The organism is Plebeiibacterium marinum (assembly GCF_026013615.1).
GTDB lineage: Bacteria > Bacteroidota > Bacteroidia > Bacteroidales > Marinilabiliaceae > Saccharicrinis > Saccharicrinis marinus_A.
The window spans coordinates 14065-35381 of sequence record NZ_JAPDPI010000040.1 but is presented as its reverse complement, the minus strand read 5'-3'; the positions used below and the strand labels follow the sequence as shown (position 1 = coordinate 35381).

At 36.8% G+C, this 21317-nt stretch carries 21 protein-coding genes; 9 read left to right on the top strand and 12 right to left on the bottom strand.

Annotation, left to right across the window (positions count from 1 at the left end; all coding sequences use genetic code 11):
* Positions 1-5 precede the first annotated feature (5 nt).
* From xseB to OM074_RS16360, 8 genes are all read left to right on the top strand, one after another.
* Positions 6-206 (top strand): exodeoxyribonuclease VII small subunit, encoded by a 201-nt coding sequence (gene xseB, locus OM074_RS16395; protein WP_301201405.1) that lies wholly within the window; start codon positions 6-8, stop codon positions 204-206.
* A 71-nt stretch (positions 207-277) separates the two neighbouring features.
* The gene (locus tag OM074_RS16390; RefSeq protein WP_435873444.1) at positions 278-577 is read left to right on the top strand and encodes an HU family DNA-binding protein; all 300 of its coding nucleotides are present in this window, start codon (positions 278-280) and stop codon (positions 575-577) included.
* 174 nt (positions 578-751) lie between these two features.
* Positions 752-865, top strand: a complete 114-nt coding sequence (locus OM074_RS16385; RefSeq protein WP_301201404.1) for a type I restriction-modification system subunit M N-terminal domain-containing protein — start codon at positions 752-754, stop codon at positions 863-865.
* Positions 834-1178 carry an N-6 DNA methylase gene (locus OM074_RS16380; RefSeq protein ID WP_301201425.1) on the top strand — a complete coding sequence of 115 codons (345 nt, stop codon included), beginning with the start codon at positions 834-836 and terminating at the stop codon, positions 1176-1178. The genes OM074_RS16385 and OM074_RS16380 overlap by 32 nt, the downstream gene beginning before the upstream one ends.
* 27 nt (positions 1179-1205) lie before the next feature.
* Entirely contained in the window at positions 1206-2021 is an 816-nt protein-coding gene (locus OM074_RS16375; protein WP_301201403.1) for a KilA-N domain-containing protein, read from the top strand.
* Between the two features lie 103 nt (positions 2022-2124).
* Positions 2125-5655: a DEAD/DEAH box helicase gene (locus tag OM074_RS16370; RefSeq protein WP_301201401.1), complete on the top strand. Its 3531-nt coding sequence runs from the start codon at positions 2125-2127 to the stop codon at positions 5653-5655.
* 129 nt (positions 5656-5784) lie between these two features.
* Positions 5785-7203, top strand: coding sequence for a CCA tRNA nucleotidyltransferase (locus tag OM074_RS16365; protein ID WP_301201399.1), 1419 nt, complete (start codon positions 5785-5787; stop codon positions 7201-7203).
* A 1-nt stretch (position 7204) separates the two neighbouring features.
* Complete coding sequence (locus tag OM074_RS16360; RefSeq protein WP_301201397.1) at positions 7205-7720, top strand: TrmH family RNA methyltransferase; 516 nt, start codon at positions 7205-7207, stop codon at positions 7718-7720.
* Position 7721: 1 nt separating this feature from the next.
* Here OM074_RS16360 and OM074_RS16355 read toward each other — a convergent pair whose 3' ends face one another.
* Together OM074_RS16355 and OM074_RS16350 are read right to left on the bottom strand one after the other, a co-directional pair.
* Positions 7722-8735, bottom strand: a complete 1014-nt coding sequence (locus tag OM074_RS16355; RefSeq protein ID WP_301201395.1) for an endonuclease/exonuclease/phosphatase family protein — start codon at positions 8733-8735, stop codon at positions 7722-7724.
* Positions 8728-10158, bottom strand: coding sequence for a hypothetical protein (locus OM074_RS16350; protein WP_301201393.1), 1431 nt, complete (start codon positions 10156-10158; stop codon positions 8728-8730). Before OM074_RS16350 ends, OM074_RS16355 begins: the two co-directional genes overlap by 8 nt.
* 278 nt (positions 10159-10436) lie before the next feature.
* On the opposite strand from OM074_RS16350, the gene OM074_RS16345 reads away from it, so the two are divergent.
* Positions 10437-11555, top strand: a complete 1119-nt coding sequence (locus OM074_RS16345) for an AI-2E family transporter (protein ID WP_301201391.1) — start codon at positions 10437-10439, stop codon at positions 11553-11555.
* A gap of 144 nt (positions 11556-11699) precedes the next feature.
* On the opposite strand, the gene OM074_RS16340 is transcribed toward OM074_RS16345, so the two are convergent.
* The 10 genes from OM074_RS16340 to OM074_RS16295 form a co-directional block, all read right to left on the bottom strand.
* The gene (locus tag OM074_RS16340; RefSeq protein WP_301201389.1) at positions 11700-12461 is read right to left on the bottom strand and encodes a hypothetical protein; all 762 of its coding nucleotides are present in this window, start codon (positions 12459-12461) and stop codon (positions 11700-11702) included.
* Positions 12462-12673: 212 nt separating this feature from the next.
* Positions 12674-13285 (bottom strand): tRNA (guanine-N1)-methyltransferase, encoded by a 612-nt coding sequence (locus tag OM074_RS16335; protein ID WP_301201387.1) that lies wholly within the window; start codon positions 13283-13285, stop codon positions 12674-12676.
* Between the two features lie 184 nt (positions 13286-13469).
* Positions 13470-14393, bottom strand: coding sequence for a malate dehydrogenase (gene mdh / locus OM074_RS16330; protein WP_301201385.1), 924 nt, complete (start codon positions 14391-14393; stop codon positions 13470-13472).
* 316 nt (positions 14394-14709) lie between these two features.
* Positions 14710-16107 (bottom strand): DUF3570 domain-containing protein, encoded by a 1398-nt coding sequence (locus OM074_RS16325; RefSeq protein WP_301201383.1) that lies wholly within the window; start codon positions 16105-16107, stop codon positions 14710-14712.
* A 232-nt stretch (positions 16108-16339) separates the two neighbouring features.
* Positions 16340-16552, bottom strand: coding sequence for a DUF4266 domain-containing protein (locus OM074_RS16320; RefSeq protein WP_301201381.1), 213 nt, complete (start codon positions 16550-16552; stop codon positions 16340-16342).
* Complete coding sequence (locus tag OM074_RS16315; RefSeq protein ID WP_301201379.1) at positions 16530-17552, bottom strand: FAD:protein FMN transferase; 1023 nt, start codon at positions 17550-17552, stop codon at positions 16530-16532. The genes OM074_RS16320 and OM074_RS16315 overlap by 23 nt, the downstream gene beginning before the upstream one ends.
* Positions 17553-17557: 5 nt before the next feature.
* Complete coding sequence (locus tag OM074_RS16310; protein WP_301201377.1) at positions 17558-17989, bottom strand: thioredoxin family protein; 432 nt, start codon at positions 17987-17989, stop codon at positions 17558-17560.
* Positions 17990-18416: 427 nt separating this feature from the next.
* A complete protein-coding gene (locus OM074_RS16305) occupies positions 18417-18836 on the bottom strand; it encodes a hypothetical protein (RefSeq protein ID WP_301201375.1) in 420 nt (139 codons plus the stop codon).
* A gap of 142 nt (positions 18837-18978) precedes the next feature.
* Positions 18979-19500: an acyl-CoA carboxylase biotin carboxyl carrier protein subunit gene (locus tag OM074_RS16300; protein ID WP_301201373.1), complete on the bottom strand. Its 522-nt coding sequence runs from the start codon at positions 19498-19500 to the stop codon at positions 18979-18981.
* A gap of 306 nt (positions 19501-19806) precedes the next feature.
* Positions 19807-21297 (bottom strand): acetyl-CoA carboxylase biotin carboxylase subunit, encoded by a 1491-nt coding sequence (locus tag OM074_RS16295; protein WP_301201371.1) that lies wholly within the window; start codon positions 21295-21297, stop codon positions 19807-19809.
* Positions 21298-21317: the final 20 nt, after the last annotated feature.

Sequence of the window (21317 nt, the reverse complement as noted above, 5' to 3'; positions counted from 1 at the left end):
GGAGTATGACGAAGAAAAAAATTGGGTACGTAGAAGCTATTGATGAAATTGAAGATATTCTGGCTAAAATAGAAGCAGATGAATTAGATGTTGATGAACTTTCGGAAAAAGTAAAGCGAGTTTCTGTTTTATTAAAGCTTTGTAAAGAAAAACTCCATAAAACAGAAACGGAGGTTGAAAATATTTTAAAAGAAATAGAGGATTGATTTTCCTTTTTTATAATTTTTAGAATATTTCAATGAAAAAAACCAAATTAACAGCTATATTGCACTGATTAATTAACTCAATCAAATACTATAAAGAGATGAATAAACAAGAATTTGTAAATGCAATAGCATCAGAAAGTGGATTATCAAAAGCAGATTCAGAAAAAGCTTTAAACGCAACAACAGAAGCAATCAAAAATGCATTAGCTAAAGGAGAAAGCGTTCAGTTAATTGGATTTGGAACATTCTCTATCAGCGAACGTGCAGCACGTACCGGCAGAAACCCTCAAACAGGAAAAGAAATTCAAATTGCAGCTAAAAAAGTAGCTAAGTTTAAACCAGGTAAGGCTTTAGACGAAACTATTAATTAAGGTACAGCCTACAAGGCTATAAAACATATAAAAACTCCCGGTTATTTTAATCGGGAGTTTTTTTGTCCTTTTGTATAGCTTTGTGAGATAGTTCATTGTGCTTTGTTTGTGGTTTTCTTATCTAAAAGCAATATCTTTAGCGCTTTTCATTTAGGATTTTAAATCACAAAATATATGTCAGAAGACCAGAAGAAACAACTCGAAGCCCAACTTTGGGGGATTGCAAATTTGTTACGAGGAAAGATTAGCGCAGACGATTACCGGGATTACATTCTCGGTTTTTATTGATGCAAGTGGAGACGACCACTTTATTAAAGTTGGTAATCAAAACGAATTAAGAGATAGTGATGTAGAGGAAATAATAAACACCTACCGAAACAGGGAAGAAAAAGAGAAGTACTCATATCTCGCTTCGTTAAAAGAAATTGCTGAAAACGATTATAACCTGAATATCCCTCGTTATGTAGATACTTTTGAAGAAGAAGAATCTGTGGATATTAATGCTGTAATGCAAGAAATAAAAACACTGGAAGCCAAACGCTCAGAACTGGACACTGAAATCAACGGCTATTTTCAGGAATTGGGACTTGTATTTAGTTAATCTTACTTTATCTCAAAGCATTTTAAAATGAAGAAAAACAAAAAGATAGTTGTTCAAGGTAGTGAAATAGCCGTGCTGCACAACAAGGAACAGGATTATATTTCTTTAACTGATATGGTAAGAGATATCGAAAATGGTTTGGCTTTGATTGAAAAATGGTTACGTAACAAAAATACCATTGAATTTTTAGGTATCTGGGAAGAGATTTATAACCCCGATTTTAATTCCCCCGAATTCGAGGGAATTAAAAACCAAGCAGGCTTAAACCGTTTTGTACTCTCAGTAAAACAATGGGTAACAAAAACCAATTCCATTGGAATTATTGCAAAAGCTGGCAGATATGGAGGAACATATGCACATAAGGATATTGCTTTTGAATTTGCATCATGGGTTTCTCCACAATTTAAAATTTACCTAATCAAAGAGTTTCAAAGACTTAAAGATGAGGAATTAAAACAACTTGGATGGGATATTAGGCGCAACCTAACCAAAATAAATTACCGCATACATACCGATGCCATAAAAGAGAATTTGATTCCAAAAGATTTAACTCCTGTACAAATAAGTCATATTTATGCCAACGAAGCCGATGTGTTAAATATGGCATTGTTTGGAAAAACTGCAAAACAATGGCGTGACGAAAACCCTGACGAAAAAGGAAATATAAGAGATTTTGCTAATGTTAGTCAGTTGGTGTGTTTGGCTAACCTTGAAAATTTAAACGCTGTTTTTATTAACGAAGGCATCTCGCAATCTGAACGCTTAGGAAAACTAAACCAGATTGCTATTCAGCAAATGAAAATTTTGCTCTCCGATAACCTACCTAACAAACTCGAAGAATAATGAAGAAAGAAAATAAAATATTGACTTTGTTGATACATTTATTAGTGGAATAGCACGGAGTTAAAAAAAAACAACAAAATAAATCGCACATCTTATTTAAACAATGGCACAACAATTTGGAAAAACCTGGTGGGGTGAACACTTTCTAAAAGCCCTAACTGATATTGACTATTCAAACCGATTACCCAGAGGTAGAAGTTATGCCCGGAATGGTTATGTGGCGTCCATTAATATTATTAATAACAGAATAGAAGCCAAGGTTAAAGGAAGCCGTCGCACACCATACAAGGTTTTGGTTACAGTGCCATTGTTTACCGATGCAGAGAAAAAGAAGTTATTACAAGCCATTAGCCAAGACCCTTTGTTGCTCTCTCATTTGCTTAACAGGGAGTTGCCCCACGAGTTAAACGAAATAGCAAAAGAGCATCATATTGCAGTATTCCCCAATAAGTGGTCTGATTTTGACATGCAATGTTCGTGTCCGGATTGGGCAGTCCCGTGTAAACATCTGGCATCGGTTATTTATATGATTTCGGCTGAAATTGACAGAAACCCCTTTTTGATTTTTCAGTTACATGGTTTGGATATTCTTAAGGAACTGACAAAAACTGGTATGACTCTTGAAAAAGAGATGGATATCCCGGATTTTCAGCAACAACTATTGGATGGTGCACCCGAGCATGTTAACGAAATAAAAGAAGATAGTGCACACTTTGATTTGTCGAAAATAACGCCTCAAACTGACAAGCTGTTATCATTGCTCGAACCCAGGAGCATCTTTTACGATAAACCTTTTGTTCCGTTGTTGCGCAAAAACTTTAAAGCCGTATCGCGTTATTCGAAAACATTATTGGGTAAAGAAGAGGAAGGATTGGAACTTAAGGCTTTTGAATCCATTGAAACGGTTGAATTATTCATAAATGATGATTCTTCTTTTCAAAAAGCAATTTTCCATTCAGATAATGGGGATTTGGTTTTTGATACAGTCGATGATTATGGAATTGATTCTATGATTAATTTCCTGGCAAGATTGCCCAAAAAATATGAGCAACGATTATCATCTGATTTAAAAGCTTTGTACAGGGCCTGGCATTTAAGCGTTAAACTTGCCGAAAATGGAGCCTTCTTGCCGCAAATACTGGCATTAAAGAAAAATGAGAATGTCATTCGATGGATTCCGGCTATCATAAACGAAGAAGTTAATGCACTACTTAATATGCTTGAACAAGGCATCTCTCTTGAATTGGTTAAAGTATATATTAATGCAAAAAAACATAAATATCTGTCGATACGGGAACAGTGCATAACACTTGTGTCTCTTTTTTTAACCCATTATATAAAGGAGAATAACTCAGTTCAGGCTAGGACAACTCAGTATTTAGAAACAAAAATTGAACAGTTATTTTTCAGGAACAAATGTTATTCATTTAATCAACTTGGCGAAAAACAAATGCCGGAAGCCATTCATCAATACTTGCAACGGTTTTTTATAGGTGAAAAACCTTACGTTCCGTTGATTAAAATTGATGATAAACCGGAAGAAAACAGCTTTGAGTTTCAGATATGGGTCGAAGATCGTAAGGATTCCTTGCAGAAACCGATATCGCTTAATGATTTTATTAACAACAAGGCATACAATAAATTTAAAACATCATTATTTCAATCACTGGCAAGTTTATCGCATGATTTTTCGGCAATAAAACCATTAATTTCATCCTCAGGTAAAGAACAACTTTTCTTTGATTCAGATACCTTTGCCGAAGTTCTGTTAAATATTTTGCCAATAGTTAAATTATTAGGCATTCGTATTTTATTGCCTAATTCACTTAAAAGCCTGGCACGACCAAAAGCTTCTCTAAAACTAGAAAGCAATAGCTCAGGTTCTACAGGCAAAAGCTACTTTAACCTTAATGAAATGCTGCAATTTGAATGGCAAATAGCCATTGGTGACAAAACCATTCCAGTAGGTGAATTTAAAAAAATGGTTGACGGTACATCAGGAGTTGTAAATATTAAGGGAGAATATGTGCTGGTTGACCAAAAAGAAGTATCAACCATGCTTGCTAACCTGGATGCAGAAAAACAGCTCTCCCATGCAGAATTGCTTCAATCAGCCTTAACAGAAGAATATCAGGAAGCAAAAATATCCATTTCAGATACAGCAAAGGAGCTCATTAATGAATTACTACAAAGTGACCGAATTGCATCTCCTGCCGAATTGAATGCAACATTGCGTCCATATCAGGAACGTGGATATCAATGGTTATACAACAATAGTAAAGTAGGCTTTGGAAGCATTATTGCTGATGATATGGGACTTGGAAAAACATTGCAAGTCATCAGTTTATTACTACAATTCAAAAATGAAGGTCGTTTTGAAAAGAAAAAAGCATTGATTGTTGTTCCTACAACGTTGATTACTAACTGGCAGAAGGAGATTGAAAGATTTGCACCACAATTGTTACCTCATATATATCATGGAGCAAAACGGGAGTTTAAAACCGATGGATGTGATTTGGTAATTACGTCCTATGGAATGTTACGTAGCGATGCATCAAAATTTCAAAAGGTAAAATGGGAACTCGTTGCCATTGACGAAGCTCAGAACATAAAAAATCCGGGAACAGAACAGACAAAAGCAGTTAAAAAATTAAAAGCTGATGTTAAAATCGCTATGAGTGGAACTCCGGTTGAAAACAGGCTTAGTGAATATTGGAGTTTATTCGATTTTGTTAATAAAGGCTACTTGGGTTCTGCAAAATTTTTCAAGAAAGCTTTTGCCTCTCCTATCGAGAATGACAATAATGGGGAACAACTTGAAAGGTTCAGGAAGATAACCGAACCGTTTATCCTCAGAAGGTTAAAAACCGATAAATCAATCATATCTGATTTGCCGGAAAAAATTGAACATGATTGTTTTATTGAACTAGCCAAAGAACAAACCGCACTGTACCAGAATGTAGTTGATTCAATGATGGAAACGCTTGAAAATACGGAAGAAGACTCTATCGAAAGAAAAGGACTGGTACTAAAAATGATGACTGCATTAAAGCAAGTATGTAACCACCCGTCACAGTTTCTAAAAAAAGAAGATGACCGTGTAGAATTATCAGGAAAAACCGAGATGCTTATTCAGTTACTTCGCTCTATATGCGAAAGTGATGAAAAAGTACTGATATTCACTCAATATAAAGAAATGGGACAAATTCTTGTACGTATATTAGAAAATGTTTTTGACAATAAGCCATTGTTCTTACATGGTGGTGTCTCTCGTCAAAAAAGGGATGAAATGGTTGAAGCCTTCCAGACTAAAAAGCATAAAAAAATCTTCATCCTTTCCATAAAAGCAGGAGGTACAGGATTAAACTTAACCGCAGCCAATCATGTTGTTCATTACGATTTATGGTGGAATCCGGCTGTTGAAGCACAGGCGACCGACCGGGCTTTTCGTATCGGTCAGCAAAAAAATGTATTGGTTCACCGCATGATTTCCAAGGGAACTTTTGAAGAAAAGATTAACGAAATGCTTCTTGATAAAAAGCATTTGGCTGATTTAGCTGTATCAACTGGAGAAAAGTGGATTGGAGATTTATCTAATGCAGAGCTTAAAGACCTAGTCAGAATGAAAGGCTAAGGTAATATGTCTATTGAGGGCCTTTGTAATAGAATTGAAAAAGTTCACTACTGTTATTAAACTATGAACGATCATTTTATGTTATTATCCAATAAATATATTGTAATTTTGTCATCCTAAATACAGAATATGGCAGAGATAAACGTAAATAAACACCTTGATAGTACAGTTTTTAAGGCAGTTAGGGCTGTTGCAGATCAGGAGGGTGTTGAAACATATGTTATTGGAGGATATGTTAGGGATATTCTTTTGGGCAAGCCTTCAAAGGATATTGACATTGTAGTCAGAGGGAGTGGTATTGATATGGCTGAGAAAGTTGCAGCAAAACTGGGAAAACTAAAGGTGTCTGTATTTAGAAATTTTGGCACAGCGATGTTCAAGTTCCGGGATGAAGAAGTTGAGTTTGTTGGAGCCAGAAAAGAATCCTATCAAAGAAATTCAAGAAAGCCAATTGTTGAGGATGGCACTATTGAGGATGATCAGAATAGAAGGGATTTTACCATTAATGCCCTGGCAATAAGTTTGAATAAAAACACTTTTGGTCAGTTGGTTGACCCCTTTAACGGGGAAGAAGATTTGGATAATGGGGTTATACGTACACCATTGGATCCGGATATTACATTCTCGGATGACCCATTGCGTATGATGAGGGCCATTCGTTTTGCAACCAGGTTTAACTTTAGGATTGAGGATCAAACCCTTGAGGGAATAAAGAATAATAAAGAGCGTATTGGCATTGTTTCAGGCGAACGCATTGTTGACGAGTTAAACAAAATGATGATGGCCGAACGCCCTTCCGTTGGATTTAAGCTACTGGAGATAACCGGATTGTTGAATATTATTATGCCCGAGTTGCAGCAACTCAAAGGAGTTGAGGAAAAAGGGGGCAGGAAACATAAAGATAATTTTTACCATACTTTAGCAGTTTTGGATAGGATAGTGCCTAATACTGATGATGTTTGGTTAAGGTGGGCTGCTATTTTTCATGATATTGCAAAACCGGCAACAAAGAGATATGACGAAAAACTGGGTTGGACTTTTCATGGGCACAATCATTTGGGACAAAAAATGATTCCCAGGATTTTTAAGCGCATGAAGTTTCCTTTGAACGAAAAGATGAAGTTTGTACAGAAAATGGTATATCTGCACATGCGCCCTATCGTTTTGTCGGAGGATATAGTTACGGATTCTGCGGTAAGACGTTTGCTTTTTGATGCAGGAGATGATATTGATTCGTTAATGACCTTGTGCGAAGCTGATATTACTTCTAAAAATGAAGATAAAGTAAAACGCTTTATGAAAAACTTCAAAATTGTTAGAAGGAAACTTAAAGAGATTGAGGAAAAAGATCGGGTCAGAAATTTTCAACCCCCGGTTTCTGGTGAAGATATTATGGAGGCATTTGGAATTGGGCCTTGCAGAGAAATTGGAGATATTAAAACTGCCATTAAGGATGCCATTTTGGATGGGGATATTGAAAACGAAAGAGAACAAGCCTACGGGCTTATGCTAAAACTGGGAAAAGAAAAGGGGTTAGTATTAAAGTAAGATGAAAAATAAATCAACAAAGTCTTCCTTATTATTTGAAACCAGAGAATACTCCTTAGGCAACGAAGGCCCAATTATTGTTGCCTATCAATTAAAATCTCCTGAAAATATGGGGCATATTATTCGACTGGCATCAAACTTCGGATGCAGAAAAGTAATTTTCGTTGGGGATGAACTATCTGTTAGGGCAAGCAAGATTAAAAAAGTGGCAGGCGCAGCTCAAGGTCAGGTGGAGTGGTCCTTTGTTTCTGAAGATTGCTGGATGGATAGTATTGATGCCGGATATGAACTGGTAGCAATAGAAACAGCTGATAATTCCAATAACATCTTCCTGTCAAACTTGAAAGGAAAGGTGGCGTTTTTGCTGGGGAATGAAATTTATGGGCTTGCGGATGAATTGGTGCAAAAGTGTTCGCAGGCGGTTCATATACCAATGGTGGGAGCCATTAAATCCATGAATGTTTCTCATGCCTGTGGCGTTGCTATGTATGAGTGGGTAAGGCAAAACTTAATATAAGTTATCGATTGGGATTTAATTTTAGTAAAATAGGTAGGTGATCACTATATCCGTTATTGTACTTGTATCCGATATAGGTTCTGTAGGGTTTCTTTCCGGTGTAACTGAGATCGTCTTCAAGCAGGAATTCGAAATCCTGTAACATAAGGTTATCTGAAATTGACATATCGTTGGTACTGTCGTTTAAATTCTCAGATACCAGCATTTGGTCAAATATATTCCATTCAAATTTATGCTTCAAGGTTCCCTGCGAATTGTTGAGCGACTTCATATTTGTCGACAGGTTAACAAGGTTTGTTTCTTTAATAATTTGACATATGCTTATATCGTTGGGATTGTCGTTAAAATCACCCATTACTATAATATTAGCCAATTTGTCAAGTTTATTGATCTGATTGATCGTGTCGCACAAAGTCTGTGCTGCTAATACCCTTTTGTGCTGGCTTTCCATTACGCCACCGTACCTCGAAGGAAAATGACAAACAAAAATATGCAAGGGAATGGATTCATTATAAAGTCCGTATGTATACAGGATATCCCGGGTTGGCCTGCTGTCTGAACTAAAGTTTATTTTAACAGGTCTGGATTCCAGAGGTGTAAACTGCTTTGATTTATAGAGTAAGGCTACATCGATGCCTCTTTTGTCGCTTGATTCATAATGGATATAGTTGTACGATAGTTTAGATAATCCTGTGGAAAAGATTAAATCTTTTAGAACCCCGGAGTTCTCAATTTCACAAAGCCCAATAATAACCGGGAGGTTCCATTGGCCTGATTCAAATATAACACGTCCAATGTGATTTATCTTTTGGTTGTATTTTTTATAATTCCATTTCCTGGCGCCTTCAGGTAAAAACTCTTCATCTGTTTTTATGGTATCATCATAAGTGTCAAATAGGTTTTCTACATTATAGAACAGGACTCCTATTTCATCTTTGTGTTGACCATAAATGTTTTGAGAGAGTATGGATAGAAAGAAAATAAGAAGGTTTGATGTAAAGTTTTTTTTATTCATCTTCAATTCGTTCGTAAGCCCCCAGGTCAGGACCAGAATCTTTTGTTCGGTTGGTATTTAACAAGTCAAAAGGAAAATCGCTGGCAATGTCAAAGTTTCCAATGTCTTTGCAGGGGGATAGGGTGTCTAGTTGATATTCAAAGCCGTAAGGATCTATAAAGTTGGGGTCTTCATTAGCCGTAATAAACTTAAATTTGTTTGGATCGCTAATATCTATCTCTCCTGATTTGATCAAACAGTTTTTAAACAAATAATTAAAACCATTATCGGGCAAATCTTCTGTTTCTTCAGTTTCGATAAAATCAAAACCTAGCTCGGTATGGTTTCTTCCATAGATGATGCTATTGTAAAAGTTGGCCTCAATAAGAGGATTTATAACTTCGTTCCCATCTTCATCAATGTAATAATTGTTTAAAAATAAAGCTGGAGTACTTCTGTATGTCCAATTAAAGTAGTTGGCTATAGTGCAGTGATAAAAATTATATATTCCTCCCAGGGTAAGGGCTACTGAATGATAACCACAATCTCCAATTACGGAGTTGCTTATTTTTATATTGGAATTTTGGGCAATAATACCAAAATCAGTTATATGGTTAATAATAGAGTTTTCAATAAGTAATGGGGAATCTTTTCCCAAACCAACAGAATCAACAAATAATCCGGTGAGACTATTTTTTATTTCTGCATGTTTGATGTAGCTATCTGAGCTTCCGGGCATAAAATGGATCTGTCCCCATTGTCCGGGTTTATCTTCGTACCACTCTTCCAAACGGTGACCTAAAAACTGAACAGGTTCTTCGTAAGTCCCGTCAACCTGCATGCTCCCAAAAACAATTAACTCAGCGTCGTTATAAAAATGCAATCGGGCTCCGGGTTCAATGGTCAGCGTTTCAAGGCTGTCAACAATTAAATAATCATATATCAAATAAGGCTTGTCGGCAGTAAAAGTGGTGGTTTTAACCTTTTCCTCTTTTAGCAATACCACATCCTGGCCATAGGCAACAAGGGTTACGCTCTGAGTTTTGTCGCCAGTATATACAAGTACCGAATCGCTTACAACAAAAGGCGAATTTTCATCTCCCGGGGTTATTGTAATGTCAACAAATACATACAGACTATCGTGAGAATTTATTTTAACATCCTCCATGTAATTCTCGGCATAGCCATTAATATTCAGTCTAAAGTTACTGGCATCCGCATTGGCAAGTTCAATGGAATTTATAATGAGATCTTCATCGTAAGGATTGTATATTCTAAAGTTCCGGGTAACAGAACCAACCGATGAAAAAATGGTATCAAACATCAATGTATCTACCGAAAAACTTAATCCATTTAGTCCATTGGCATACTCAAATTCCCTTTCGCAAGAAAATATGCCAAAAGATAAAAGAAACAGTAGTAGATATAAAATGTTTTGTTTCATTTAAGATGTTGTGTGTTAGCTTGTTTTTAATAAAGTGCTGTTGCGTGCATCATATTAAATAATGGTTGTAAAATACTAAATAAATATCCATACTCCAACAATTTGTGGCTTAGATTATTTATAAATAAATACATAAATTAACAAAAATTCACACGGAATAGTCGATAATTGAACACGAAGAAAATAATTTCTTATAATAATTCATAATATCAGGCGATAATTTAAATTATTTATGGTGCTTAAATTATTTTTCTATCTTGGCTCAAAATTATAATGTTATGAATTATCAGTCGAAACCCTATACTTTTGACAGGGTTGTCCGGATGTTATTATCTATAGGATTCTTACTTGGGGTATATTTTTTACTGCGTAGGTTAAGCGGGGCGTTAATACCCTTTTTAATAGCAGTTCTATTTGCCTATTTAATTAATCCTCTAATCGATTTTATTCAATTTAGACTTCGTTTCAAATACAGGGCTTTGGCTGTTTTTACTGGTTTGATAGTAGTTTTTGGGAGTTTATATCTGTTGTCAATATGGCTGATTCCGCAGTTTGTTGGTGAAATGACTAAGATGGTTCAGCTGTTACGCAAACATATTGAAAGTTCTTCGTTTGCAGAAATATTGCCCCAAGAGACCATTACGTGGATCAATGAGTATGTTCAGCAAACTGACTTGACTGAAATTCTTAATCCGCAGAGTGTAGCGGATACATTAAGGAAAGTTTTAGGGCAGGCCTGGGTTGTATTTTCCGGATCAGTGAATTTTTTAATTGGATTGATTAGCCTGCTAATCGTTATTGTGTATTTGGTATTCTTGCTTATCGATTTTAAACGAATTTCTGATGGCTGGATTACTCTGGTGCCTCCTCAATATCGGGAACCGGTTTTGCATGTTTTTGAGGATCTTACATCCGGAATGCAGATATATTTTAGAGCCCAGGGACTTATTGCATTGATTGTAGGTGTACTATTGGCAATAGGATTTAAAATAGTTGGTTTGCCAATGGCAATTATTATAGGATTGTTTATTGGAGCGATGAACATTGTACCATATTTGCAGGTTGTGGGACTAATACCGGTTGCCTTATTGTCCTTGCTCAAGGCTATGGAAACAAATCAAAGTTTTTGGCATGTGATAGGGCTCTCATTAATTGTAATTGCTGTAGTTCAGTTAATTCAGGAAACTATTTTGGTTCCAAAGATAATGGGGAGAGTATATGGATTGCACCCGGCTATTATTTTACTTTCCTTATCAATTTGGGGAAGCTTGCTGGGATTGCTTGGTATGCTGATTGCATTACCAATTACTACACTTTTGTTTTCTTATTACAACAGGTTTGTTTTAAATAAAGCAGAGGGAAACAATAAAATGGAAAATTCAGCTCAAAGTGAATAGTATATACAAAACAGATTTATGAAAAATAAAAAAGGATGTCTGGTACTAAAGAGACATCCTTTTTTGTTGTTTAGGATTGGGACTTGTTATTTTATGGTTTAATAAGAAATCATTTCCGTGGATGAAAAGCAATGAATATGTCAGTTAAACTCTTTCTGTTTCAGTTTCTTCAATTAACCAACTTTCAACATTTGTCATCCATGGTTCAAGCACAAGGGCTTCTTCCATAATATTCTGACTAAAATCATAAAGCTCTTCGGAGTTCATTTGATGAGGAAGTAACCAGGTACAACATTGAATCATCCAGTTTTCAACCGCTAGTGTTTCTTCCTGATTGTTGTTGATTTCGTTCCATTGTTGTGTTGTTAGCAAAGGTACATTCCATTGGTCAATTGAAACCATCCAGCTTTCAATTTCTAATTCTTTTTCATCGTGAGTAAAATCTATAGCCGTTATTGGTGTAACCCATTCAGAGGTGGAAAGCATCCAGTCTTCAACAACAAGTTCTTCTTCAAATACTTGGTCTGTTGCTACTGTATTGAGCCATTCCGATGTGTTTGTCATCCAGTTTTCAATAGGTAATGTTTCTTCAACATAGTCAGAAAGACCAAAAGTTGTGGCTGATTGTTCTGGCTCAACAAGCCATGATGAATAATCTGTCATCCATTCTTCCATTTCTATAGGAGCTTCGCTTGCAGTAAATTCAAATTCATTTGCTGCATTTAAATTGTTAACATCATATGAGGCTGCTACCGATTCTGAAGTATATGTGTATGAATTGAACATTTCATTTTGTTGAAAAACAACTGTTTTATAAATTCCAAACGCTAAAAGAACAACTGATAAACTAATTAATACTCCAACTGCTGTCAAGTGATGATTGTGGTGATTTACTTGTGTTTTCATTGCTTTATCCTCCAGTTATTAATTGTTGTGCTAACTGAATTTCATATTTTGTGCCGAAAACTGTAAGTTAATGATATGTAGGTAAATGGGTGGATTTTTTGGTGAAAGAGGGTTGGGAAAAATGAACGTTATGGCACGGAAAGGTGTACGATTGCGGACGTAGGCAGAAGCAGATAGTAAAGATCGGTTTTCCGGTTAAAGAAAAAGGGACTTTAATCAAGCCCCTTGTATTTTTGTTTTAATTTATTTAAATCCCTTGCAAGTGTTTGCTCTCTTTCCAGAGCCCACTTTCTATGGGCATCAAACTCTTCCTGCTTTTCAATTAGTGCTTGTTTTGTTTTTGCTGTAACTGAATGGCGTTGCTTAAATAAAAAGAACATGACTACAAATGCAACTGTTAAAACCAAAACGATAGTCCATACCATTAAATTATATGAACTTTTCTTCATTAAAAATCCCAGGAAGGAGAAACTTTCCTTTTCTTTTGTTATTTGGTTGAGTTTGTCATTCGTGTCTTTCAGATCTGATTTTAAGCTGTTGATTTCATTCTTTTGTGTTTCGCTTTGTGTTTCGAGTTCTGAAATTGTGCTTTTAAGATTCTTTACAGAATCAAGAACGTTTGATTTTATTTTTCTTAAAGATGTAATCTTAACAACTTTATAAGCTTCGTAAGTTTCCGACTTTTTCATAATATAGTCGAACTGCCCAACTAAAGGACCATTATCCAGGTCTTGATTTTGATCTTCGTCTTGAGCAAAACCCCAGGAAATCTGTAGAAGTAGGAATGTGCTTAATAATAGCGGTTTAAAAAGAAATGTTTTCACGATATTGATTTTTTAATGTTGTGTTGTGAATTGTAATATCAAAATAACGCAAAAATTCGGAAAAAAGTAAGAGCAGTCTGCAATAAAACTTCAATTAAGCTATTATATTTTCAGGGAATTTGTTGTGGGGCATAAAAAAAGCCTGCTAAAAACTTAGCAGGCTTGATGTATAATAAGTGAAATATTATTTGTTCAATACATTCATTACTTCAAGAACGTGTTCGCGGCTGGTTTCCAATAAAGCTTTTTCGTCGTCATTCAATTTAAGCTCAATAACTTTTTCAACACCGTTTTTACCAAGAACAACAGGTACTCCCAGGTAGCAATCATCAATTCCGTACTCCCCTTCAAGTTTAATACAAACAGGGAATACCCTTTTTTGGTCTTTCACAATTGCTTCAACCATTTGTGCTGCAGCTGAACCTGGAGCATACCATGCCGAAGTTCCCATTAGTTTTACTAACTCGCCGCCACCAAACTTGGTTCTTTCAATAATAGCGTTTAATTTTTCTTCATCAATTAATTCCGTAACAGGAATTCCACCAACTGTTGTATAACGTGGAAGTGGAACCATTGTGTCGCCATGTCCACCCATTAACACTGCCTGGATATCTTTTGGAGAAACATTTAATTCTTCAGCAAGGAAAGCGCGGTAACGTGCTGTATCAAGGATTCCTGCCATACCCATAACTTTGTTTCTGGGGAATTTAGAAGAAAGGTGCGCCTGATATGTCATTACGTCCAATGGATTTGAAACGATAATGATAATGGCATCAGGAGAATGCTTTACGATATTTTCAGTAACAATTTTTACAATTCCGGCATTGGTTTCAATCAAGTCATCTCTTGACATTCCTGGTTTACGAGGCAATCCGGATGTGATTACAACCACATCTGATCCCGCAGTTTTTTCATAGTCATTTGTTGACCCAATAGTACGAGTATCATATAAATTGATTGGAGATTTTTGCCAAATATCAAGTGCTTTTCCTTCGGCTACTCCTTCTTTAATATCAAGTAATACAACTTCGTTAGCAATTTCTCTGTAAGCTAACACATCTGCACAGGTAGCTCCAACATTTCCTGCTCCCACTACGGTTACTTTCATAATTGTAAACTTTTAATTTTGCTATATTTTGTTTCGTGATTATTCTTGTATAATAATGAATGACAAATATATTAAGTTGATTTAAATTAAAGATATTTTTCTTCAATTATAAACAATGTTTAACAACATCAAAATATTTTAACAAACTAAAGAGCTTTTTTGTTGACTTGCCGGGTGTTTTTAGACTTTTGTTTTTGCTACCAATGGGGAGTCATAATAAAGCCGGCAAATACTACATGATAACACAGCTGTAAATCAGAAGCCCCTTTGGGGTTTGGGGTAATACAAGCTGTAAGTAAATCTCCATAAGTGCTCTTTAATCCATAACAAACTTTAACCCAAAGGCAAAGTAGTTGGCTTTTAAACCGCTGTTACGTTCATAGTTGTTGTATTTTAAGTCAATACTTTTTAATCCAAATTTGCCAATGTGAAAAGAGGTAAATATATCGGTATAAGTTAACCCAATGCTCCATTGGTTAGCATCAAACTTCGACAAGTCATAATCAGAAGTATAATATTCGTCAGTAGACAGGTGTGCGTCAAAAGGAGCAAAATAATCTGCTGTCGATTGATTATAAAACCGGTAGCCGGGATATAAAGTCAGTTTACCTAATATTTTTATGGGTAATTCAACAGAAATGGTATTTGATTGGATACCCCAGTCGTCCTTATAATAGCGGTAATATGTTCTGAGGGTTAAAAACTCGTTGAAATAGTAGTTAAACCGTGCGCCCACCGGGATTTTAAACCTTGTGTCGGGCAGCCTTTCAATGTCGTCGGCAAGCATGAATACATCGCGGTTTTCACTGCTTGTATATATTGGGATGCTACTGGCATTACCTATAAAATAGTTGGCCTTGTCGGCAAAATATACCCTTTGCATCGGATTAGCCAAATATCCTTTTTGCATCACAATATCTGCAAACAGCGAGAATTGTGCATTTTTTCCTAAGATTTGTGAAAAAGACAGGGATACCGCATAAGTGTTTCTGCCTTTGTCCTTAATTTTTTCAAATGCATCCGGATTCCAGGTGTTTCCTGATTTGGGCGTAATATTGCCATTAATATCGAGGATATCAGCATTTGAAAAAAATCCATCATCAAGATCGCCTTCTTCATCAATATAAGCTTTTAACTCAGTAGGGTAGACCGCTTTCCAGGTGTCGAAAAATAAATTGGAGCTTAAACCCATTTCCGTGTTTTTTTGGTTGAATTGCAGCGTATATGCTCCTCCAATACCAATTGAGCTATAGTCGTATTCGTTTGAGAATGATATGTTCGTACTCCACTTCTTGTTGCGGTCATCAGAGCTGTGGGCATAACTCACCGACAAATTGGTCCAGGTGTCTTTTTGTGAGGCTCCGGATGAGGCTACCCAGGGACTTCCCTCCATAGTGTTATTGGTGTTAGAAGAAGCTCCTGATTTATCAAAGGGATTTACGTTACTGGATGAAGCTGAGGTGTAAGTAGAAAAACCCGCATCAATAGTTAAAACATCATCTGCATTTAAAGGCATACTTACAATGATGGTTGGAGTAAAATCGGTTAGTTCTTCATTCCCAATCCCTCCGGTAACCGATGCATTGTCGCCTGTTTGTTTGTAGTAACTGGATAGTATGTCTATTTCGGTGCTTTCTAAAACCCTTTTTTTGTATATGGTTGTTGAATCCTTTTGGGCATAAGCTAAGGAGCCCATAAGGAACATCAGTATCATTAATATTGTTGTTTTACACATAAGATTATTTCAATTAACAATGATCAATAAATAATTAACGATGATCAATTTGTATTAATTAGAGCTTGTTGGAAAACTCGATTTTATCCCTACTTGTATCCTTCAACTGCTTAATAGGTACGTAGTTCGAGAGGTGGAGGGGTGGGGTTCACTATAAAACCGGGGTTTCCTTGCAGAGCCTATCTACTGAAATCAGAATAAAATATTGCAGTTAGTTACAGCCGCACCCACCGCCAGATTTACCTCCATTGGCGCCGGATGCCCCTTCGCGGTATACTTGATAGCTGGTTTCAAATTTTTTAAACTTCTTATCACTTAAAGCCATATCCGGATCGTTGATGTTTACTTTTTCATATTCTTTTAAAACAGAACATGAAGTAGACAGAACCAGGATCAGGGCGCTAATTGGAAATATTTTCTTCATTTGTTTTTTCATTTTTTACCGTGTCGAATTGAATATGATTTGATTTTAATATGTTGTTGTCAGAATCAATAATGATGCATTCAATACCATTTAGTTGATTAATCAAATTAAGGCCAGCCTCCGTGCCCATAACAAAAACCGATGTGGCCAAAGCATCAGCAATTTCAGCATTGGGGGTAAATATGCTAACGCTCAGAATTCCTTTTGCCGGATAGCCTGTTCTGGGGTCGATGATATGAGAATAGGTTTCATCATTAAAGGTTACAAAGTTCTCGTAATTCCCGGATGTTACCACAGCGCTGTTTACAACGGGCATCCATGAAAATACTTTTTGCTTGTTCAGGGGATTGACAATAGCTACCATCCAATTTTTGCCATTGGGTTGGGTTCCCCAGGTACATAGGTCTCCTGAGGCGTTTATAATTCCCGCTTTAGCCCCTATTGAAATCAATAGTGCTTTGGCTTTGTCGGCGGCGTACCCTTTACCAATGGCTCCAAAACCAATCTTCATGCCTTTGTTTTTTAAATAAACGGTGCTTTTTTCATGGTCGATAACAATGTTTTTGTAGTCAATATTCCTTACCGAATGTTTAATGGTTTCAGGATTGGGCATTTGAGTCATGCTCCCATCAAATTTCCATATTTTGTCGACAGATGCATAAGTTATATCAAATGCTCCATCGGTTAATTTCGATATTTTCAGAGCCCGTTCAATAAGCAGGAGCAACTCTTTACTTACCCTAACAGGTTGTATCCCCGCATTTTTATTAATCAGGGAGGTCTCGGAATCATTATTCCATGATGAAATCATTTTTTCAATGCGCTTGATTTCCTCAGTTGCCGCAGTAATATATGAGTCTGCCTCCGTTTGAGAATTGGCTACAACGCTAATTTCAAATTTACACCCCATTAATTTTGTTACTTTTTTATAGGTGCTTTGCGACAGGGCAGGCACTAAACCTAGCTGCAATAAAAAGACAAGTGTAATTAACGATTTCATAGAGTTTAAAATGCTTTTAGTTTTTCAACATACTGTGAAACACTCTTTTTTTCATACCCTAGTGCACCCAATAGTTTTCCTTTTGCATCAACCACTGCTACTAATGGGAAATATCCATTACTGTTATATTTCTCTGCCAGGGCAGCGTTGTGTTTTTGTCTTTCTTCGGGGAGTTGATTGCTCTTTTTTCGAGGAAAATCAGCAGTTACAGTTATGAAATGTTTTTTTGTGAGTTGTTTGAATTCTTCAGTATTCAGAATTTCCTTTTCCAGTTTTATGCAAGGGGCACACCAGTCTGATCCTTTAAAGATTACTATGATATGTTTCCCTTCTTTTTGAGCCAGAGACTGTGCTTCCGTAAAATTTAATTCATTGCTTTGGGCATGGGATGCCATGCTAATGGCAAGTACTGACAGAAGAAGTGCTATTGTTTTCATCTCATTATAATTTATATTTCCAAAGGTATTCGATGCCTGTCCGTTTGTACAGACGGGGAACTCCCTAATAATGCCTCTCCTGTGTGAGTAGAATTTATCATGGGTCGTTTCATATGTAGTGTATTATTATTAATTATGGAACACTGATTTTTTTGCTTTTGTTGTTTTTGTTTTATGTTGGTTGTTTCAAAAACAAAAAAAATTAATAAAGGTTGCAGCAATGCAAGGTTAAAGTTAATATTTTCTGCAAATATCTAGAAGTGTAGATGTGTTAGTTTGAGATTTTGGCTTGTGAATTGGTAAAATATTTGGTTGAAACCTCTCTTTTGAGCACCAGTCTGATGTATTCAAGAGTTTAACAGCCCAGAATAGCGAGCATTACAACGGACAGCATCTTTATTGCAATTGTTGCACCAGGACTATTCATCTATCCAAATACCATAACTGCCAATATTACCACTACAATGCTAACAACCAGACTGATGTTTTGAAATGGTTTCAATTTCATAAAGTTTGTTACAGATGGGTTATGGCGTGCCTGTTTGGCTTTTATACTAATTACCACCAGTAAAATTAAAAGTACAATTACCAGTGCCAGCTTGGCAATAAGCATTGGCATGGCGCCCAATGCCTGCCAGTAGGGAGTCATTAAATATCCCCCTGTAATAATTAACAGGGTCAAGCCTGTTTTACCAAGATAATTGAGCGAAAGTAAGGCCGTATAAATGTTCAACAGCCCTTCATCTTCCTTTTTTTTGGCCACCAGATTGATGATATACCCTGAAAATGCAGCCCCTAAAAACAGGGCTACAGATATGATATGGATGATAAGCATTAATTCTCGCATAGATATGAGGTTTAAATTTCTAACCTGTATTTAATTAATATTTTAGAATTCAGATTAATAACTAAACCATTATGTGGCAAAAAAGTTTACCTCAATAATATTATAATCATGCAAATGATAAAAAATACTCATAAACATTACTCTATTTCCCCGGATCAATTTCAAACAACAACTGATCTTTCATCACGGATTCTTCAGCTTTTACATGTATACTCTTGATCTTGCCACTTACCGGACTCACGATTTCATTTTGCATTTTCATGGCCTCCAGAATCATAACCGGTTCTCCCTTGTGTACTTCTTGCCCTTCCGACATCAGTACCGCCACAATTTCGCCGGGTAGCGGAGCCTTTGTTTTTTCCACTTTCTTTTTGTCAGACTTCGAGAGTTTTTCTTTGCGTTTGCTTGCTAGCTCGGTGTCAATAGTAAAATGATAGGTATTTCCATTAATCATCACCGTAACCTCATTCTGCTTCAGGTCAACCACTTCGCCAATATGCGAATTTTCGGCACATTTAATCACAAACTCCCCATTATCCAAAGGCTCAACGTCAATGGGTGTTTTACGGTTGTTAATCTTATAAATCTTATTGTCCCTAACAGTCACATTCACCTTCTTTTCTCCTGTTAGTGTGTAATTTTTGGTATGATGTAAAAGTTTCATCTTTTGTTTGTTTTTGTAATGGTTGTTAGCTATTTGCTATACTCCGGGTTCTACTGAATTTCAAGCTTAAATGCTAAGCAAAACAACGTTTAAGTAGTCTCTGCATTAAAACTTCAGTTTTGTTGCGGATCCCATCGCTCACCCCTTAAAGGGGCGGCTACTGGCTCTGTGTGGGGGATAACATCGAGTTTTCCTGAAAGCATTAATTGAAAACCGATGAGCTAAAGCGAAGCGTCCTAACTGCTAAAGGCGCAGCCGTGCTATCCGCTATCCGCTATCCGCTATCCGCTATTTGCTATCCGCTACCTACCCCTTAATCTTCTTGCTCATGGCCCAGGCCGAAACAGGTTTAGAACTCAACTCTCCGGAATTGATCTTATCCTGTTCCTTTAAATAAGCTTCCATGGCAAGCGCAGCGGCTGCAAATAATTCATTATCCTCCTGATAATAACTTTGCTCCAGGTCTTTTTCAATAAAAGATGTAGTATATTTTCCCTTTACAAAAGAAGGCGTTTGCATCACCTGCTTAAAAAACGGGAGAGTGGTTTTTACACCCTTAATAGTGGTGTCGTTTAAAACCTTACGACAATTTTTTATGGCCTCGCCCCTTGTTTTTCCTGTAACAATTAGTTTTGCCACCAGCGAGTCGAAACTTGAAACCACTACTTTACCAGCCTGGTATCCCGAATCGCAGCGCAGATATTTTTTATTGGGAATATCCATTTGCTCTATCAATCCGGTCGACGGAGCAAAACCCGATTGAACATCCTCGGCATTTACACGCAGTTCAATGGCCCATCCACTCTTGGTTATATCCTCCTGTTTCAGGGTCAGCTCTTCATCCTGGGCTACCCTGATTTGCTGTTCAATAATATCTACCCCGGTAATTTCTTCTGTAATGGGGTGTTCAACCTGAACCCTGGTGTTCATTTCCATAAAGTAATGGTTCAAATCATCATCCAGCAAAAACTCAACAGTTCCGGCACTATAATATTTTGTTGCTTTACATATTTTAACCGCATCAGCTCCAATTTTTGCCCGTAGCTCATCGTTAAGCGCAGCCGAAGGAGCCTCTTCAAGTAACTTTTGGTGCTTACGCTGAATGCTGCACTCCCTTTCGTACAGGTGTATTATGTTTCCGTGCTTGTCTGCCAACACCTGAAACTCTACATGCCTTGGGTTCTCAACATACTTTTCAATCAGCATGGAGTCGTTGTCAAACAGGGATTTTGCCTCGTTGGTGGCCAGCTTAAACATCAATGCCAGCTCACTCTTTTTGCGTACCACGCGCATCCCTTTTCCACCCCCGCCGGCAACCGCTTTTAAAATAATAGGATATCCAATTTCGTTGGCTGTTTCTTCTGCCTTTTCAAGAGTTGTGATCACACCCTTGCTTCCTTGTAGCACGGGGATGTCGTTTTTAAGAGCCATGTCGCGGGCCATGCCCTTGTTGCCCATCTGGTCTATAGCTTTAGAAGAAGGTCCGATAAACACAATATTGTTATGCTCGCATTCGCGCGGTAAAAAAGGGTTTTCGGACAAGAATCCATATCCAGGGTGAATGGCATCTATTTTATATTCTAAAGCAGTCTCGATAAGCTTATCGATATTGGTATATATATTTATATAGGTGTTTTCAGATACATCAATCACCTCATCGGCATGGGCAAGGTGCAATGCATTGGGTTCGTGGTGCGAAAGGAACATATAAGTTTTAATACCCATCCTTTTTGCAGTTCGTGCAATTCGGATGGCAATTTCACCACGGTTCGCTATTAAAATCGAATTTATTTTCATAAGTAACAGTATCAAAATTC

Coding starts and splice junctions, on each gene's coding strand:
- OM074_RS16375 (WP_301201403.1), top strand. CDS start 1,206: ATGAAGAAAAACAAAAAGATAGTTGTTCAAGGTAGTGAAATAGCCGTG.
- xseB (WP_301201405.1), top strand. CDS start 6: ATGACGAAGAAAAAAATTGGGTACGTAGAAGCTATTGATGAAATTGAA.
- OM074_RS16350 (WP_301201393.1), bottom strand. CDS start 10,158: ATGAAACAAAACATTTTATATCTACTACTGTTTCTTTTATCTTTTGGC.
- OM074_RS16365 (WP_301201399.1), top strand. CDS start 5,785: ATGGCAGAGATAAACGTAAATAAACACCTTGATAGTACAGTTTTTAAG.
- OM074_RS16300 (WP_301201373.1), bottom strand. CDS start 19,500: ATGAAACTTTTACATCATACCAAAAATTACACACTAACAGGAGAAAAG.
- OM074_RS16310 (WP_301201377.1), bottom strand. CDS start 17,989: ATGAAAACAATAGCACTTCTTCTGTCAGTACTTGCCATTAGCATGGCA.
- OM074_RS16345 (WP_301201391.1), top strand. CDS start 10,437: ATGAATTATCAGTCGAAACCCTATACTTTTGACAGGGTTGTCCGGATG.
- OM074_RS16340 (WP_301201389.1), bottom strand. CDS start 12,461: ATGAAAACACAAGTAAATCACCACAATCATCACTTGACAGCAGTTGGA.
- OM074_RS16370 (WP_301201401.1), top strand. CDS start 2,125: ATGGCACAACAATTTGGAAAAACCTGGTGGGGTGAACACTTTCTAAAA.
- OM074_RS16325 (WP_301201383.1), bottom strand. CDS start 16,107: ATGATACTGATGTTCCTTATGGGCTCCTTAGCTTATGCCCAAAAGGAT.
- OM074_RS16320 (WP_301201381.1), bottom strand. CDS start 16,552: ATGAAGAAAATATTTCCAATTAGCGCCCTGATCCTGGTTCTGTCTACT.
- OM074_RS16360 (WP_301201397.1), top strand. CDS start 7,205: ATGAAAAATAAATCAACAAAGTCTTCCTTATTATTTGAAACCAGAGAA.
- OM074_RS16305 (WP_301201375.1), bottom strand. CDS start 18,836: ATGCGAGAATTAATGCTTATCATCCATATCATATCTGTAGCCCTGTTT.
- OM074_RS16385 (WP_301201404.1), top strand. CDS start 752: ATGTCAGAAGACCAGAAGAAACAACTCGAAGCCCAACTTTGGGGGATT.
- mdh (WP_301201385.1), bottom strand. CDS start 14,393: ATGAAAGTAACCGTAGTGGGAGCAGGAAATGTTGGAGCTACCTGTGCA.
- OM074_RS16295 (WP_301201371.1), bottom strand. CDS start 21,297: ATGAAAATAAATTCGATTTTAATAGCGAACCGTGGTGAAATTGCCATC.
- OM074_RS16355 (WP_301201395.1), bottom strand. CDS start 8,735: ATGAATAAAAAAAACTTTACATCAAACCTTCTTATTTTCTTTCTATCC.
- OM074_RS16315 (WP_301201379.1), bottom strand. CDS start 17,552: ATGAAATCGTTAATTACACTTGTCTTTTTATTGCAGCTAGGTTTAGTG.